The organism is Acinetobacter sp. YH12097 (genome assembly GCF_013419225.1).
Lineage (GTDB): Bacteria > Pseudomonadota > Gammaproteobacteria > Pseudomonadales > Moraxellaceae > Acinetobacter > Acinetobacter amyesii.
In genome coordinates, this window is sequence record NZ_VPAN01000017.1 from 24,330 (window position 1) to 39,457 (window position 15,128).

Sequence of the window (15,128 nt, forward strand, 5' to 3'; positions counted from 1 at the left end):
AACAGGTCTATACTCAAGACACATCGCTTCAGGGCGGGGTGAAACTCCCCACCGGTGGTAAATTTGCTGGGTTGAACGCCCTGCAAAAAGCCCACGAGCCAATCGTTTAAACGCGATTCGCAGATCAGGTGCAATGCCTGAGCCGACGGTATAGTCCGGATGAAAGAAGACGACGTCACATCTCTATATCATTGATCATTTTCAATATATATCGTAACGCCACTATTTCACATGTCCTGAAATGTTCAACCGTATCTAAAATTTACGCGAGCGTTTCAATGTCTAGTTTAATTCAACCCGAAATTTTCTTTTCTGCCCTTCCACCTGCAGAACAGCGCATGCTGCAAGCCTTAGAAGACATTCGTCATGGCAAGCCTGTTTTAGTCATGGACGATTTTGACCGTGAAAATGAAGCCGACCTGATTGTTGCTGCAGAAACACTAACTGTAGAAACCATGGCACGTATGATTCGTGACGGTTCAGGGATTGTCTGCCTGTGTTTAACCGATGCTCAGGCTAATCATTTAGAACTTCCACCCATGGTGTCTGATAACTCTAGCCATTTTAAAACTGCCTTTACCGTAACCATTGAAGCTGCGGAAGGTGTTACTACTGGAGTTTCTGCAAAAGACCGAACAACTACAGTCAAAGCCGCAATTAAAGATGGTGCTGTTGCTGCTGATTTAAACCGTCCGGGTCATGTTTTTCCTTTACGTGCGCGTGAAGGCGGCGTATTGACCCGTCGCGGACATACTGAAGGGACTATTGATTTGGCACGTCTGGCCGGTTTAAAACCTGCAGGTGTTTTGTGTGAATTAACCAACCTAGACGGCACAATGGCGAATGGCGTACAAGTTTTAGCGTATGCACAAACCCATCATTTGACTGTACTCACCATTGAAGAAATTGTGCAATATCGTTTACAGCACAATCTCTAGTGCGAATTAATTAAAGCTCTACACGTTCATAAAAAAGGCTGATTTAATCAGCCTTTTTATTTTTTTAATAGACGTTTCAAGTTAAGAATTAAGCCGTGTATGTGCTATAGATGCCATAGATGGCAACCACCACTAAAATCAACCCACACAAGGCCAACAATTTTTTATACCAACGTGATTTCGACAATCGATGAAAAGATAAATACACCAAAGACAAGGTCGCAAAATCTAAAACGATCCAACTCAGGGTCAACACAATTAAACTCAGATCAAGATGAGGAGTAATTCCTACAAACTGCGGAAAAAATGAAGCAAAGAAAATAATATCCTTAGGATTTGAAATCCCCACGATCAGTCCTTGCTTAAAGCCCCCTTGTGCTGCTTTTAACTGCAGAGATTGCTCAGTGGGCTGTGTCATCACTTCTTTTAAAATATCAAACCCAATATAAGCAATATATATACAACCCAGTATTTTAATGCCATCGAGCCAGTGCGCATTCACATTTAAAATGCCTTTTAAAATACACACTGACAGTACGATCAAAATCAGTGAAGCAAAATTCGTCCCGACAATGGTTTGAAATGCCTTTTTATAGCCGCCTTGTAAGCCTGCACTTGCGACCAACAGCATGACAGGTCCAGGCGTTGCAATCATCACGATGACTGCCACACAATATAAAAAGTACTCCGAATAATTCACGCTGAGATTCCTTCACTTATTTTTTAGATCACGATAAATTTCATACATAAAAAAAGAGGACTTAGTCCTCTTCATCCATGTTTTGCAATAAATGCAAGCGAATGGCATCTGCTCTTAAGAATGCCAAATCATAGCTGGCTGTGGCGAGTGCCAAAACGCGACGCTCAAATTCATCCCACAACGGTCGTACCTGTTTGTAATGTATCCCGAGTCCACTTTCATCTGTGAAATGACGGTTTTTTTCGCAGAGCTTGAGTGCGTGATACAGTTTACGGCCTTTGCTTGCATCTGGACGCAAGCGAACTCGCTTAGACAAGACAAAGCCTTCGACATGGATGATATCTGCTTGCGGCAACATGGGTATTAAAATTTGATCTAACTGTGCATCTAAACGACACCAAATGGCCGTGTGTTGCTCTGCCGTATAAGTATTCCATTTTATGACTTCATGATTAAAGCGGCGGCAACCACGACAGACTGAATCACCAAATACCGTAGAACAACGCCCTGCACATGGGGTTAACGAGGCAATTCGACGATCAGTACTCAAAACCGGCTCCATTCAATCAATATTTATGGGATAAAAACAACTCGGCATGACTATACACGCTAAAACTACTGAAATGAAGCTATGATCAAATGTGTGGTTAAAAGCCATCGCTTTACTCGCTTATTCATCCAAATCACGGTAGAATGTGCGCCTTAATTTTTATCCTGTTTATTCACTTGGAGTACTCCATGAACGCTACTGTAGAACAGCTTGCACCTGTAGAACAGCAAGCGACCTCTGGTTGGGTTGTTGCCGCACTTTATCAATTCAAAGAAGTTCAAGATCCTGCTGATCTTCAACAACGTCTTTTAGACTTGGTAAAAACCATCAACCTTTGCGGTACTCTAATTGTGGCAGGTGAAGGTATTAACGGTACGGTTGCCGGTGACCGTAAATCTGTAGATATCATCCATCAATTCCTTCTCAATGAAGGCTTCAATGCGATGGAATACAAAGAATCGCATAGCGCGGATAAACCATTCCGTAAAATGAAGATCAAACTGAAAAAAGAAATCGTGACTTTAGGTGTGGAAGTGAAACCACGTGATTTAGTCGGTCACTATCTTGATCCTAAAGAATGGAATGAACTAATTGCACGTGATGACGTAATCCTAATTGATACACGTAACGACTATGAATACAAAGCAGGTACATTTAAGGGTGCGATTGACCCGAAAACTGAGACTTTCCGTGAATTCCCTGAATACGTGAAAAAAGAGCTTGAGCAGCATAAAGATAAGAAAATTGCCATGTTCTGTACAGGCGGTATTCGCTGTGAAAAATCAACCTCACTTTTACTTCAAGAAGGCTTTAATGAGGTTTATCACCTTAAAGGCGGTATCTTAAAATATTTAGAAGAAACCCCTGTTGAAGAAAGCATGTGGGAAGGTGAATGTTTCGTATTTGACGGTCGTACTGCTGTCACTCACGGTATGGAAGAAGGCGAAAATATCAAATGTCACGCATGCGGTTGGCCACTGGCTCCTGCTGAAGTTGAACTTCCGAGCTACGAACACGGCGTATCATGCAAATACTGTATCGACAAAACCACTGAACAGCAAAAAGCAGGCTTCCGTATGCGTCAATCACAAATTGTGGCAGCAAAACGTAAGCGTCTCTAAGCAAAATTTGTTGTAACGATATATAAATAAAAGCCCTATTTTTAGGGCTTTTTTTACGCATTCTCAACAGTGACTTAATTTTTTTGACAAAATAACTATATCTGGTTATTTACGAGAATCAGTTCGCGCATTTATGCTTATTCTGATCAATTGATCCGAGAAAATCATTATAGATAATTGAAAAGGAAAGCATTATGCCAAAATTAATCAACTCTCCTATTGCAACCTCAAGGCGCCTTGCTTTACCCGCTCCACGTGTAAAAGAAAGTGTTGCAGAATTAAAACACCTCCTTAACCAACAGTCGCATATTTTGATAGTCAGTATTGCCACATGCATTGGTGCAATTTTTGCCTTATTTATTGCTTATACCTTGCACTTACAACCCACTCTGCTCAACATTCTTGGACTTTGTGCGATTCCATTTGCTTTATCGCTGAGCTTACGCCAAGTCTATATTCACACCCTGTTAAATATGGAACATGATGATTAATTTGCGCACCTTGCAAAGCTACTTATTGCAACTTTGTCCTACGCTGTTCAGTATATAAAACGATTTTTAAGGCTGCTAAAGCGCCAAAATCAAAAATAAAATCCAAACTGCACAGCGTAAACTCAGTAATATAAAAACCGTACTCTATGCCTATCAATTATTCAGTTTTACTATTACTCAGCATTGCTCAATACCATCACTCATTCATACATTTTCCTTCTAATTCAGCCTACGTGCTACTTAATACAAGATGAACTCAACATTTGTTGTTTTTGCTTAGGTAGTTTCAGGAATATTTAAAACGGAACTTTACCCACTGCGCTTTTCAACATAGGATAAATACACCTTTTCTCTGCCTTAGCTACCATGACTTTAACTGAATGGATCATTTCAATCATGGAACAATTGGGTTATCTCGGTATTGCCCTACTCATGTTCCTTGACAATGTCTTCCCCCCAATCCCCTCAGAAATCATTATGCCCTCGGCTGGCTATTCTGCCTCCCAAGGTCAACTACTGCTCATTGGTGTCATTATTTCAGGTTGTGTCGGCTCTTTACTGGCGGCTGCATTGCTATATTGGATTGGTTATAAATTTAAGCATGAATCCATCTTTCACTTCGTCGATCGCTATGGAAAGTATTTATTTATCAAATCGGCAGATGTAAAAAAATCTCTAGCATGGTTTGAGCAATACGGTCACCGCATTGTATTTTTTGGCCGGATGATTCCAGCTGTGCGTTCTCTCATTAGTATTCCTGCGGGAATGAGCCGCATGCCATTTTGGAAGTTCATGTTTTATAGTGGTTTAGGCACGATTATTTGGACCACTTTTTTAGCTTGTATGGGTTTTTATTTAGGTGAAAATCAGCAGTTAATGCAGCAAATATTTAGTAAAGTTGGCCATGTGATTATTCTGATCACAGTCATCATTATTAGTTGGATTTTGTACCGTCGACATAAACGTCGACCTCGTTAATTTTTTGTTTTGGGGCTTAAATGAAACACTATCTCCTACACTTTGCTGCTGTTTATAGCATCGCCTTGGTGCTTTTGATTACCGTATTAATTTTTGGATTAAATCTTGGTGGTATTACATTAATTCCTACATTGGTGGCATGTGCATTAATCAGCGTTGGGCATTTTGTAAAGAAAGAACAACGTGTGCCTAGCAACCATGAAAAGATCCAACTGGTTTGGGGCTCCAGTGCCGTTGCAATCATCATTGGTAGCTTTTTTGTGCTGTTCTTGGTGCTGATGAATCCCAATGCCGAAAGCATTATGAAGTCTGTGGATAATGCAGGCATTGGGCTAACTGCTGTAGTTATGCTCTGCATGGTCGCCATTCATGGCACGATATTTCATATTGCCTACGGTTGGTATGCAGACTACTGCGCTAAAAAATTATAAATTTTTTTAACTTATTCCGTTAGAATTTGAATCAATACCCTTCACTGAAACTTAAAATTCAGTGAAGAAACTTCGGGCAAGCTATACTCGCTCTTTATAAAACGAAAACATGAACATTAAATAATGAAAAAATACATCATCACATTTAGCATTGCTTATGCCCTCGCCATGGTTGCTGTCGCAGCCATCGAATCTTTCTTTGATTTACCCGGTGGTTCATCTATTACCTGTCTCATCGTGGGCGGTCTTGCTGCAGCATCTAGCTTTGTTAAAGACCATCAGCGAGTGCCAAATAAGTTAGAAAAGCGAACTTTGATTTGGAGCTGTATTTTAGCTTCGGTTCTCATCAGTGTCGTTGCTACAGTCATTTGTCTCTTAATATTCCCTGAAACCCAAGCCTTTATTCAAATGGCGCTAACGCAATTACCCGCTTGGGTCTGGCTGCTTGCTATCAGCTTTACCTTATTCATCCATTATCTCATGTTGGCTTTATCTTTTGGATGGATGGCAAAGAGCTTCTTAAAAGCCAAACGTAGTTAAGCCTTTAGACTAACTTTGAATTGAAAAGGTATAGCGCTAAAAAAAGCACCCCAAGGTGCTTTTTTTAAATTTCGTCGAAATTAATTTGGTGTGTGATACATCAAATATAATTCGTTCAAATTGGTTGGGATTTCTTCTGCAAGTTCATCCATCAACTGACCATTACGACGGAAAGATTCCATTTGTGGATCTTCTTCATCAATGCCGCTGAACACCATGATTGGCAAAGTTAAATCTACCAATTGTTCTTCAAACTCGTCGGTGAACCATGCATCTTCGTTTAGGAACATGGCATCAACGAAGCCAACACTCCAGTCACCAAGACTTGATTCAACATCGGCTTCTTCAATTTCAAATGGAAATTCAATACCATCTTCATTGGCAAGATTCTGACGAATCGATTCGAGCCATGCTTTTACTTGTGCAATAATTTCAGCAGGTACTTTTTTCTGATTGTTATCAAAAAGTTCGTCTAGCCATTTATCAAAAGCTGGGCCTACTGCAATTGCACATAAAAAACCATGAGTCGCTGCAAAATCTAGACCATGCTCGTTGTCATCGCCGTCTAGATAGTCACTCAAAAGGTCTAAATCTAAAGCACTCATTTCAAATCCAGAGTTAGAAACTTAATGCGTAAGCATAGCATTTTCAAGCGCTATGCTAAATCGCTATTTAGTCTTCTTCGTCATCAAAATCATCGTCATCGTCGATGTCGTAATCAAAATCTTTAAGCTCACGTTCAAGACGGCGCTGAGCCAGAAGGTCATCAATAAGTCGGCGCTTTTCTAACGATTCTTTCGCGCTAGTTTTTGCACTGGCCTCATCGAAATTCACATCATCATCACCGTAGTTATCATCTAGTTCAAAATCTGTAGAAGACACCAAAACTACCTCATAATGAAAAAAATTGAAGGGGTCTAGCCGCTATTTATATGGGATATAAAATATTGTCAAGTTTTATTTGTTTTTTTAACAACTAAACTTTAAAAATAGGTCTTTTTTTCTTACCAAAACCTGTGGCATGATATAATCCACCCTGCGTCCTTCATTTTTATGACAGTCAAAGATGACCCATAAAATAATCGATGCATGGGATGAACTTGAAAACAACAATTTCAGCCCCACCTAAATTACTGAATTTAAATTTTTAATATCTCATTGGACAGCTTGATGCTGTACCGTCCTAATGGGATAAACCAGCTATTCACAAGATTTAATGAGACGATCGTGCTAAAATGCACGGTTTTTTACTGCCACAGATTCAACGAAGAGTAAGCAAAGATGAGCGATATGACTTCCCCTACTTCTCAAGTAGCGGCTCTGATTAGCCGAGGCAAAGAGCAAGGTTACCTAACTTTCGCCGAGGTTAACGATCATCTCCCGGACTCAATCACCGAAAGTGAACAGATTGAAGACATCATTCAGATGTTGAATGACGTGGGTATTCCGGTACATGATCGTGCACCAGAATCTGACGATACAATGTTTGAAGGTGGCAGCGAAGCGACTGACGAAGTTGCTGAAGAAGAAGCCGCTGCTGTACTTGCATCTGTTGAAAATGAACCCGGTCGTACCACTGACCCTGTGCGTATGTATATGCGCGAAATGGGTACAGTTGAACTTTTGACACGTGAAGGCGAAATTAGCATTGCAAAACGTATCGAAGAAGGTATTCGTGACGTTTTACACTCTATTGCTTATTGGCCAAATGCGGTCGAAGTGGTACTGCAAGAATATAAAGATTATGAAGCGGGTGAACGCCGTTTAGCTGATATTCTTTCTGGTTATTTAGATCCAGAATCTGACGAAGCCATCCCTGAAGTGATCGACGAAGAAGATTCTGAGATCGATGAAGACGAAGCGTCAACCAACAAGCCGACTAAAGATGTCAAACTTGATGATGACGATGAAGAAGAAGAGTCTGAAGGTGATGATGATTCTGAAGGCGAATCTGGTCCAGATCCTGAAATTGCTAAAGCACGTTTCACTGAGCTTGAACAAGCATGGTTAGTGACTAAAGCTGCTATTGAAAAAAATGGCCGTAACAGTAAAGAAGCTGCTGCTGCACTTGAAGCACTTGCGACTGTGTTCATGATGTTCAAATTCACACCACGTTTATTCGACATCATCTCTGATTTGATCCGTAATACTCATGACCAAATCCGTACTTCTGAACGTGAAGTCATGCGTTATGCAGTACGCCGTGGTCGTATGGACCGTACTCAATTCCGTACGTCTTTCCCAGGTCAAGAATCTAACTTTGCTTGGTTAGATGAACAAATTGCTAAAGCACCTGCAGAAATGAAAGGCTATCTTGAAAAAGTCCGCCCTGACGTTCTGGCATTCCAACAAAAAATCGCTGACATCGAGAAAGAACTTGGCTTAGATGTTAAAGGCATCAAAGACATTTCTAAACGTATGTCGATTGGTGAAGCAAAAGCTCGCCGTGCGAAAAAGGAAATGGTTGAAGCCAACTTACGTTTGGTAATTTCGATTGCGAAAAAGTACACCAACCGTGGTTTGCAATTCCTCGACTTGATCCAAGAAGGTAACATCGGCTTGATGAAAGCGGTGGATAAATTCGAATATCGTCGTGGTTATAAGTTCTCTACTTATGCAACTTGGTGGATTCGTCAGGCGATTACACGTTCGATTGCCGACCAAGCACGTACTATTCGTATTCCAGTACACATGATCGAAACCATTAACAAGATCAACCGTGTATCTCGCCAACTTCTTCAAGAAATGGGTCGTGAACCGACACCTGAAGAATTAGGTGAACGTCTAGAAATGGACGAAGTGAAAGTTCGTAAAGTGCTTAAAATCGCGAAAGAACCAATTTCAATGGAAACACCAATTGGTGATGATGAAGATTCGCATCTTGGTGACTTCATTGAAGACGGCAACATCACCTCTCCGATTGATGCTGCAACGTCTGAAGGCTTAAAAGAAGCAACACGTGAAGTTCTTGAAAACTTGACTGAACGTGAAGCAAAAGTCTTGAAAATGCGTTTTGGTATCGATATGCCAACAGACCATACTCTAGAAGAAGTTGGTAAGCAGTTTGACGTAACACGTGAACGTATTCGTCAGATTGAAGCGAAAGCTTTACGTAAACTTCGCCATCCATCACGTTCAGAGCATTTGCGTTCATTCCTTGAGAATGACTAACCTATAACTAGGACAATGCAGGCTTGAATATGGGGTTTTCTGCCCCATATTATGAGCATGTAGCAAATGATTCCAAATAACCTGCTCATTGCAGGTATTTTTAAATAATGAGGTGTCCCATGAATGATATGACTAATCGCGCTCCTTCACGTGAATTGCAAGAGCATCTTTGGGTCTTCCCTATGGACTACCCAATTAAATTGATTGGTAATGCAGGTGAAGAACTTCGCCTAGCAGTGAATGAAATTTTTGTTAAACATTTTCCTGATTTTGATGGCAGCAAAATGACGGTGACGCCATCTCGCACAGGTAAATATCATTCAATTACTGCTCAATTACGTTTCGAAGAGTTAGAACAAGTACATGCGGTCTATGCGGATTTAGCAGCTTGTAAACACATTCGTACTGCACTGTAATTCTGTTGATACAATTAAAAAAGCACGCTTTAGAGCGTGTTTTTTTATGTCTAAATACAATAGTGATCCCTTCAAGTATTCAGTATTTAACCCCCTTTTGTACGCTTAATTCATTATAATCCATACATAACTTTGATAGAAAAGGACACGAAATACGTGACTGAAACTGTTCAAAAACCCGAATTAATTATTCGTCAATATAACCACCTGACCCCTTATGCAGACCGCTTTTTAGAGATGAAAACACTCACTGAACAGCGCGATGAAAACACACCTGATGAACTGTGGATTTTGCAACATCCCGATGTATTAACTCAGGGGCAAGCTGGCAAACCTGAACATATTTTGGTGCATAGTAACATCCCTGTGGTACAAACAGACCGTGGTGGGCAAGTCACTTGGCATGGGCCGGGTCAATTGGTGGCTTATTTCATGTTTGACCTAAACCGTTTGGGATGGAATGTTCGTACATTGGTTTCGTATGCCGAAACCCTCATGATCGATTTGCTGAACAAATATGGTATTCAAGCTTATGCCAAGCCTGATGCACCGGGTGTATATGTCAATGAACGAAAGATTGGTTCCTTGGGCTTTAAAATTCGTAAAGGCCGTTCATATCATGGTTTAGCACTGAATATTGATTGCGATTTATTTGGGTTTCATACCATCAATCCATGTGGCTATGCAGGATTGGAAATGGTGCGCATACAAGATTTAGTACAGGATTACCCTAAATTTGAAAACTTATGCGTCGATATCATTGATACTTTGAAAAACAGTGGTTACTTTAAAGACGTAACAGTCAAACAACTATAAAAGACTTTGCTTTCTCAAATAAAATAATTTAGAGTAAAAGCTCTAAATTTAATAATTATAGATAAGGGATGTACACGTGATTGCAACTAAATCCGTTAAACCCGCGCTCCAGCAGGCCTATGTCAAACTCATGATGGATGTGATTGGCAGAGGTCTGGTCATGGCGAGCCAGGTCGATGAAGAAATTAAACAAGAAGTTGCTAAATTTCCAGTTAATTTTATTTTATCTATGAATGTTTTTCCTAATGGTGCTGCATTTGTCGCGCAAGTCACGGAAGACCACCAACTCAAACTCCTCACACCCGGCACTCAAAAGCCTGACTTAACCATTACGTTTAAGCATTTGAATCATGCCTTTTTGGTCTTCTCATTTCAAGAAAGTACCGCACAAGCCTTTGCCAATGACCGCATGATCGCCGATGGTGATTTGTCTTATGCCATCCGACTGGTGCGTTGTCTCAACAAAATGGAAGCGTTAATTTTACCTAAATTGGTGGCTGAATTGGCTGTCAAAGAATATCCAACACATTTAAGCCTAAAAGAAAAACTGAGCGGTGCTGCAAATATTTATTTAAAAGTAGCCCAGTCTTATTTCAAACGGAGCGCATAACACATGGCTAAACCATATTACGAATTTTTCTGTCCTGTAAAAGTGATTGCTGGCCATGCAGCTTTAGAACACATCCCATTCGAACTGTCTACTTTGGGTGCTAAACGCCCCATGATCATTACCGACAAAGGCGTTCGCAGTAATCAATTACTTGCACCGATTGAAGCGGCATTTGAAAGTACCGAGACGGTGATTGGCTATATTTTTGATGATGTTCCGCCAGACTCAAGTTTAGAAACCGTACGTAAAGCGGCTCAACTTTACCGCGACAACCAATGTGATGCCATTATTGCCGTCGGTGGCGGTTCAGTGATTGATACCTCTAAAGCAACCAACATCTTGGTATCTGAAGGTGGTGATGACTTACTGAAATACTCAGGTGCGCACAACTTACCAAAACCGTTAAAACCATTTTTTGTGATTCCAACAACCTCGGGAACAGGTTCAGAAGTGACTATGGTCGCTGTAGTTTCTGACCCTGAAAAGAATGTCAAAATGGCCTTTGCATCGAATTATTTGATGCCACATGCAGCAATTCTTGACCCACGTATGACGCAAACTTTGCCACCTCATCTTACGGCTATGACAGCGATGGATGCGATGACGCATGCCATTGAAGCCTATACGTGCATGGCGGCGAACCCGATTTCAGATGCCTATGCAACTGCCGCAATCAAGAAAATTAGCAATAGCTTATTTGGTGTATTAGATAATACCAGCGATGCACATGGGCGCTTAGAACTTGCACAAGCTTCTACAATGGCAGGAATTGCATTTTCGAATTCGATGGTTGGATTAGTCCACTCATTGGGTCATGCTTTAGGTGCTGTTGCTCACCTGCCCCATGGATTATGCATGAATTTATTCTTGCCGTATGTGTTGGAATACAACAAAGAAGTGAATGGCGATAAGATTGCTGAATTGCTATTACCACTGGCTGGTCCTGATATTTATGCACAAACACCGGCCAACCTCCGCGCTGAAAAAGCCATTTCAACGCTTTTAGCCATGCGTGACCGCTTGTTTAGTTTGACCAAATTACCACGTACTTTGAGTGAAACAGGTAAAGTGACTGAAGCTCAATTAGATGAAGTGGCAGAGAAAGCACTGAATGATGGATCTATTATTTATAATCCTAAAGAAGCCAGCTTAGAAGACCTTAAAACTATTCTAAAAAAAGCTTGGTAATTGCTGAAAAATAAGCGAATATAGCGAAAAATTAAGCCTGATGTTTTTTTAAACATCGGGCTTTTCACTTGCAGAACGCAATATCAGTTATTTTTTAATCAAACTGGCATAATTTCTGCTAAAAATAATTTCAAAGTTACTGACAAAATGTACCAATTTGGAGTAGATTGGCGCACTTTTGTTTTAAAACGTAGGGGGGATCGTTCGTCTCAAACGATCCTTAGAATATGACTGATCCTTGATCAACGATAAGAGGATAACGCCGTTGACAAATTACTCTGGGACTCAATCTGCAGCAAAACTGAAAAAAAATCTTGTGCTGTGGCATATCATCATTATTGGTCTGGCATATATTCAGCCTCTAACCTTATTTGATACTTTTGGCTTGGTATCAGACGGAAGTCAAGGACATGTCCCAACTTCTTATATTTTTGCACTTGTGGCCATTCTTTTAACATCAATCAGTTATGGACATATGATCCGCCGCTATCCATCATCGGGTTCGGCGTATACCTATGCTCAAAAATCCATTCACCCAAACGTTGGCTTCATGGTTGGCTGGTCATCTTGGCTAGATTATTTACTTTCACCTCTCGTCAACATTATCTTGGCAGATATTTATCTAAGAGCCTTATTCCCAGATGTAAATAACTGGATTTGGGTAATTGGATTAACTGTAATTATGACGGTCATCAATTTATTTGGTTCACGTTTTGTCGCTCGCTTTAACAGTACTATAGTGTTCGTACAGTTAGGGGTAATCTTCTACTTTGTTTATGAAGTTTACTTACTCCTTACCCAAGGTGTTTATGCAGATGGCACTTTAAATCCAGATAAAGCTGGACTTTGGTCACTTGCTCCTTTTTGGAATGAAATGACCACGATTGGTGCTTTAATTGGCGGTGCGACAATTTTGTGTTTTTCTTTCACAGGTTTTGACGCATTATCATCACTTGCGGAAGAAACCAAAGATGCTGAAAAAACCTTGCCTAAAGCAATTTTCTCAACCGCATTAATTGCCGGCATTATATTTATTGTCAGCACATATTTTATCCAGCTATTTTTCCCTAGCAATGCAAATTTGTATTTTAATCCATTGGATGAATCACAACCGGTAATGCTGGAAGCGCTTGGCAACACAACAATTTTAACCGCAATTACTGGTATTGCATTCAAAAATCTAGTGCTCTATTTTGCAGTTATCGCCGTTCTTGCTTCAGGTATTTCGGCACATGCGGGTGTATCACGCTTAATGTATGTCATGGGCCGTGATGGTGTGATTAACAAAAAGATTTTTGGTCATATTAGCCCTAAACTCCACACACCAACTTATAATATTTTAATTGTTGGTGTAGTTGCACTTACTGCGGGTTTCCTTGATCTTGAGCATATTGTTAACCTAATCAGCTTTGGTGCATTAACTGCATTCAGTTTTGTCAATTTTTCTGTAATTTCACGTTATGCATTACGTGATGGAAGAACTAAATCATTAAAGGAAATCATTAACTATGTGATTATTCCTACACTTGGTTTTGCCAGTGTATTCCTAATGTGGTTAGAAATTGATGAGATGGCACTTAAACTAGGACTAGCTTGGGCTGTTATTGGTGTTGGTTATTTAGCATACAAAACCAAAGGTTTTAAACACCCTGCGCCGCAACATAACGAATTTGATGATAAATTCTAATCAAGTTTATCTCTAAACAAAAAAGGCGCTTAAAGCGCCTTTTTTGTTTTAAATATACCAATTAAGGTTGTATGGCTTTTCTAGATTGCTGAAATTGAATTGAAATTTCTTCACACTTGTCTGGTGTATTGCCTTTTAATTCAACCGATGCTCCATCACCGTGTGACCATATACCATCTTCAACAGTCTCTAAATTTACAGCTGCTTCAAATATATGCTGTTGTTGTGGATAGAGTTTGATATCTATAGGTGTATCACATACTTGTTTTGGAAAATATGGTCTAACCTGCTCGAATAATTGCATGGTTAATGGCATATCACATTGCAAATGAATGGTGACTGGTACGCTATTGGTATTTTTTAAAATCAATTGAACATTTTGCGAATTAAGATCCGCTTGGGCAGCAGGTATTTCTACATACGTTTTTGTGTCAATCGACTGACGATCAAATGGATTGAGGAAGGCTAATTTACGTTCCACGCCATAACAAGAATCCTGCACGGAAGCTGAAAACTCTAAATATCGTGTCCCCAAGATAATTGTTCCGCGGCCATCCCCTGCATGACCGATATCAATGATTGGATCACCTGTACCTTCAATTGTAACCCCACCACTTCGAAAAAATTCTATGTCACAACCCGCTAAAACGCTGATCAAGCCACAAAGGGTTAAAGTCTTAAAGTTTAATTTTCGTATCATGTTGATAAACTCCAAAGCGAAATACACGATTTGCTTCAGGATTTCCCTCATCCATTTCGCAACGCTCCGCGGCAAGTTTTAAAAGTTGTAGTGAGTATTTTTGCCAAAGCTCTAAACTCATTTCATGTAATTTATTAATCGAGTCTTCTGTTAATTCGTCAGCACAAATGGCTTGTTCTAAGTAAGGTATTTCATCAGGATTCAATAAATTATGCAAACCCGCTTCTAAATGTGCTTGAACATTTCGCGTTAAAATTTTACGTGCTTCTAACTGCGAAGGATCAGGAATAAAACGACGTTGTTGTAAATACACCAGCCCATCTTTTTCAGTGGCAATTTCCAAACGCACAAGTTCATTGAGTACCGAACGTGGATGGCGCTCGGTGGAGATTCGTTTCACTAACATTTCAAAACTATTTTCTGACTCACTACTAAAGGGCAATGAATCCCCCCAGCCTTCTGCAAGCCACAAACCAATCACACGTGATGGCACACTAATCGGCTCCGAAACAGTCGCTTCAGTCAGATCCTTACCTTCAGAAATCACTTCTTTATAAGCAGTCACGTCCTTACGGTGTAGACCAGAAAGTAAACTGATCGCGGAAATCGTCGGTTTTTGATCGATACGCTCTAACTCATGTACAGCTTGTTGGAAAAAAACTGGTTTCAATGCAGCAGTAAACTCGGTATACCCCACACCGGAGCGAATCAGCCATTGGCTCAGCTCATTCATCAGCACCAATACTTGCTGTAAATTTTGATCTGCCTCATTAGTGAGAAGTTTGCTCATT

At 40.3% G+C, this 15,128-nt stretch carries 18 protein-coding genes and 1 riboswitch; of the genes, 12 read left to right on the forward strand and 6 right to left on the reverse strand.

Going from position 1 to position 15,128, the window contains the following annotated elements; translation table 11 throughout:
* The first annotated feature begins 21 nt into the window (after positions 1–21).
* Positions 22–175: riboswitch (FMN riboswitch) on the forward strand.
* 103 nt (positions 176–278) lie between these two features.
* Positions 279–938: a 3,4-dihydroxy-2-butanone-4-phosphate synthase gene (gene ribB, locus FTU37_RS09160; RefSeq protein ID WP_180005445.1), complete on the forward strand. Its 660-nt coding sequence runs from the start codon at positions 279–281 to the stop codon at positions 936–938.
* Positions 939–1,026: 88 nt separating this feature from the next.
* Here ribB and FTU37_RS09165 read toward each other — a convergent pair whose 3' ends face one another.
* A complete protein-coding gene (locus FTU37_RS09165; protein ID WP_180124223.1) occupies positions 1,027–1,638 on the reverse strand; it encodes a LysE family translocator in 612 nt (203 codons plus the stop codon).
* Between the two features lie 61 nt (positions 1,639–1,699).
* Entirely contained in the window at positions 1,700–2,188 is a 489-nt protein-coding gene (locus FTU37_RS09170) for a DUF1289 domain-containing protein (RefSeq protein WP_168378110.1), read from the reverse strand.
* Positions 2,189–2,376: 188 nt separating this feature from the next.
* Between FTU37_RS09170 and FTU37_RS09175 the strand changes: the two genes are divergently transcribed.
* From FTU37_RS09175 to FTU37_RS09195, 5 genes are all read left to right on the forward strand, one after another.
* Complete coding sequence (locus FTU37_RS09175) at positions 2,377–3,309, forward strand: rhodanese-related sulfurtransferase (protein WP_180011542.1); 933 nt, start codon at positions 2,377–2,379, stop codon at positions 3,307–3,309.
* Between the two features lie 194 nt (positions 3,310–3,503).
* Entirely contained in the window at positions 3,504–3,800 is a 297-nt protein-coding gene (locus FTU37_RS09180) for a hypothetical protein (protein WP_180011540.1), read from the forward strand.
* 366 nt (positions 3,801–4,166) lie between these two features.
* On the forward strand, positions 4,167–4,778 hold the full coding sequence (locus tag FTU37_RS09185) for a DedA family protein (RefSeq protein WP_168378111.1): 612 nt from the start codon (positions 4,167–4,169) through the stop codon (positions 4,776–4,778).
* 20 nt (positions 4,779–4,798) lie between these two features.
* Complete coding sequence (locus tag FTU37_RS09190; protein ID WP_078192189.1) at positions 4,799–5,209, forward strand: ABZJ_00895 family protein; 411 nt, start codon at positions 4,799–4,801, stop codon at positions 5,207–5,209.
* Between the two features lie 123 nt (positions 5,210–5,332).
* Positions 5,333–5,749, forward strand: coding sequence for an ABZJ_00895 family protein (locus tag FTU37_RS09195; RefSeq protein ID WP_180089143.1), 417 nt, complete (start codon positions 5,333–5,335; stop codon positions 5,747–5,749).
* 80 nt (positions 5,750–5,829) lie between these two features.
* Here FTU37_RS09195 and FTU37_RS09200 read toward each other — a convergent pair whose 3' ends face one another.
* Together FTU37_RS09200 and FTU37_RS09205 are read right to left on the reverse strand one after the other, a co-directional pair.
* Positions 5,830–6,354, reverse strand: coding sequence for a YecA family protein (locus FTU37_RS09200; protein WP_078191372.1), 525 nt, complete (start codon positions 6,352–6,354; stop codon positions 5,830–5,832).
* Positions 6,355–6,421: 67 nt separating this feature from the next.
* Positions 6,422–6,631, reverse strand: a complete 210-nt coding sequence (locus FTU37_RS09205) for a PA3496 family putative envelope integrity protein (RefSeq protein ID WP_078191373.1) — start codon at positions 6,629–6,631, stop codon at positions 6,422–6,424.
* Positions 6,632–7,030: 399 nt separating this feature from the next.
* Between FTU37_RS09205 and rpoD the strand changes: the two genes are divergently transcribed.
* The 6 genes from rpoD to FTU37_RS09235 all read left to right on the forward strand — a co-directional run bounded on the left by rpoD (position 7,031) and on the right by FTU37_RS09235 (position 13,637).
* Complete coding sequence (rpoD, locus tag FTU37_RS09210) at positions 7,031–8,920, forward strand: RNA polymerase sigma factor RpoD (RefSeq protein ID WP_180124224.1); 1,890 nt, start codon at positions 7,031–7,033, stop codon at positions 8,918–8,920.
* A 128-nt stretch (positions 8,921–9,048) separates the two neighbouring features.
* A complete protein-coding gene (locus FTU37_RS09215; RefSeq protein ID WP_078191448.1) occupies positions 9,049–9,336 on the forward strand; it encodes a YbeD family protein in 288 nt (95 codons plus the stop codon).
* A gap of 156 nt (positions 9,337–9,492) precedes the next feature.
* Positions 9,493–10,152 carry a lipoyl(octanoyl) transferase LipB gene (lipB, locus tag FTU37_RS09220; RefSeq protein ID WP_168378112.1) on the forward strand — a complete coding sequence of 220 codons (660 nt, stop codon included), beginning with the start codon at positions 9,493–9,495 and terminating at the stop codon, positions 10,150–10,152.
* Positions 10,153–10,228: 76 nt separating this feature from the next.
* On the forward strand, positions 10,229–10,762 hold the full coding sequence (locus FTU37_RS09225; RefSeq protein ID WP_180093765.1) for a hypothetical protein: 534 nt from the start codon (positions 10,229–10,231) through the stop codon (positions 10,760–10,762).
* Positions 10,763–10,765: 3 nt separating this feature from the next.
* Entirely contained in the window at positions 10,766–11,950 is a 1,185-nt protein-coding gene (locus tag FTU37_RS09230; RefSeq protein ID WP_111885299.1) for an iron-containing alcohol dehydrogenase, read from the forward strand.
* Between the two features lie 265 nt (positions 11,951–12,215).
* Positions 12,216–13,637, forward strand: a complete 1,422-nt coding sequence (locus FTU37_RS09235; protein ID WP_180005059.1) for an APC family permease — start codon at positions 12,216–12,218, stop codon at positions 13,635–13,637.
* A 61-nt stretch (positions 13,638–13,698) separates the two neighbouring features.
* Here FTU37_RS09235 and FTU37_RS09240 read toward each other — a convergent pair whose 3' ends face one another.
* Together FTU37_RS09240 and FTU37_RS09245 are read right to left on the reverse strand one after the other, a co-directional pair.
* Positions 13,699–14,337 (reverse strand): hypothetical protein, encoded by a 639-nt coding sequence (locus FTU37_RS09240; protein ID WP_078192196.1) that lies wholly within the window; start codon positions 14,335–14,337, stop codon positions 13,699–13,701.
* The gene (locus FTU37_RS09245; RefSeq protein ID WP_180124225.1) at positions 14,315–15,127 is read right to left on the reverse strand and encodes a DUF6502 family protein; all 813 of its coding nucleotides are present in this window, start codon (positions 15,125–15,127) and stop codon (positions 14,315–14,317) included. Before FTU37_RS09245 ends, FTU37_RS09240 begins: the two co-directional genes overlap by 23 nt.
* Between the last annotated feature and the right edge of the window lies 1 nt (position 15,128).

Bases quoted from the DNA above. Each gene is read 5' to 3' on its own strand.
- FTU37_RS09190 (WP_078192189.1), top strand. From the start codon at position 4,799: ATGAAACACTATCTCCTACACTTTGCTGCTGTTTATAGCATCGCCTTG.
- FTU37_RS09175 (WP_180011542.1), top strand. From the start codon at position 2,377: ATGAACGCTACTGTAGAACAGCTTGCACCTGTAGAACAGCAAGCGACC.
- FTU37_RS09240 (WP_078192196.1), bottom strand. From the start codon at position 14,337: ATGATACGAAAATTAAACTTTAAGACTTTAACCCTTTGTGGCTTGATC.
- FTU37_RS09245 (WP_180124225.1), bottom strand. From the start codon at position 15,127: ATGAGCAAACTTCTCACTAATGAGGCAGATCAAAATTTACAGCAAGTA.
- FTU37_RS09230 (WP_111885299.1), top strand. From the start codon at position 10,766: ATGGCTAAACCATATTACGAATTTTTCTGTCCTGTAAAAGTGATTGCT.
- FTU37_RS09200 (WP_078191372.1), bottom strand. From the start codon at position 6,354: ATGAGTGCTTTAGATTTAGACCTTTTGAGTGACTATCTAGACGGCGAT.
- FTU37_RS09215 (WP_078191448.1), top strand. From the start codon at position 9,049: ATGACTAATCGCGCTCCTTCACGTGAATTGCAAGAGCATCTTTGGGTC.
- ribB (WP_180005445.1), top strand. From the start codon at position 279: ATGTCTAGTTTAATTCAACCCGAAATTTTCTTTTCTGCCCTTCCACCT.
- FTU37_RS09185 (WP_168378111.1), top strand. From the start codon at position 4,167: ATGACTTTAACTGAATGGATCATTTCAATCATGGAACAATTGGGTTAT.
- rpoD (WP_180124224.1), top strand. From the start codon at position 7,031: ATGAGCGATATGACTTCCCCTACTTCTCAAGTAGCGGCTCTGATTAGC.
- FTU37_RS09195 (WP_180089143.1), top strand. From the start codon at position 5,333: ATGAAAAAATACATCATCACATTTAGCATTGCTTATGCCCTCGCCATG.
- FTU37_RS09180 (WP_180011540.1), top strand. From the start codon at position 3,504: ATGCCAAAATTAATCAACTCTCCTATTGCAACCTCAAGGCGCCTTGCT.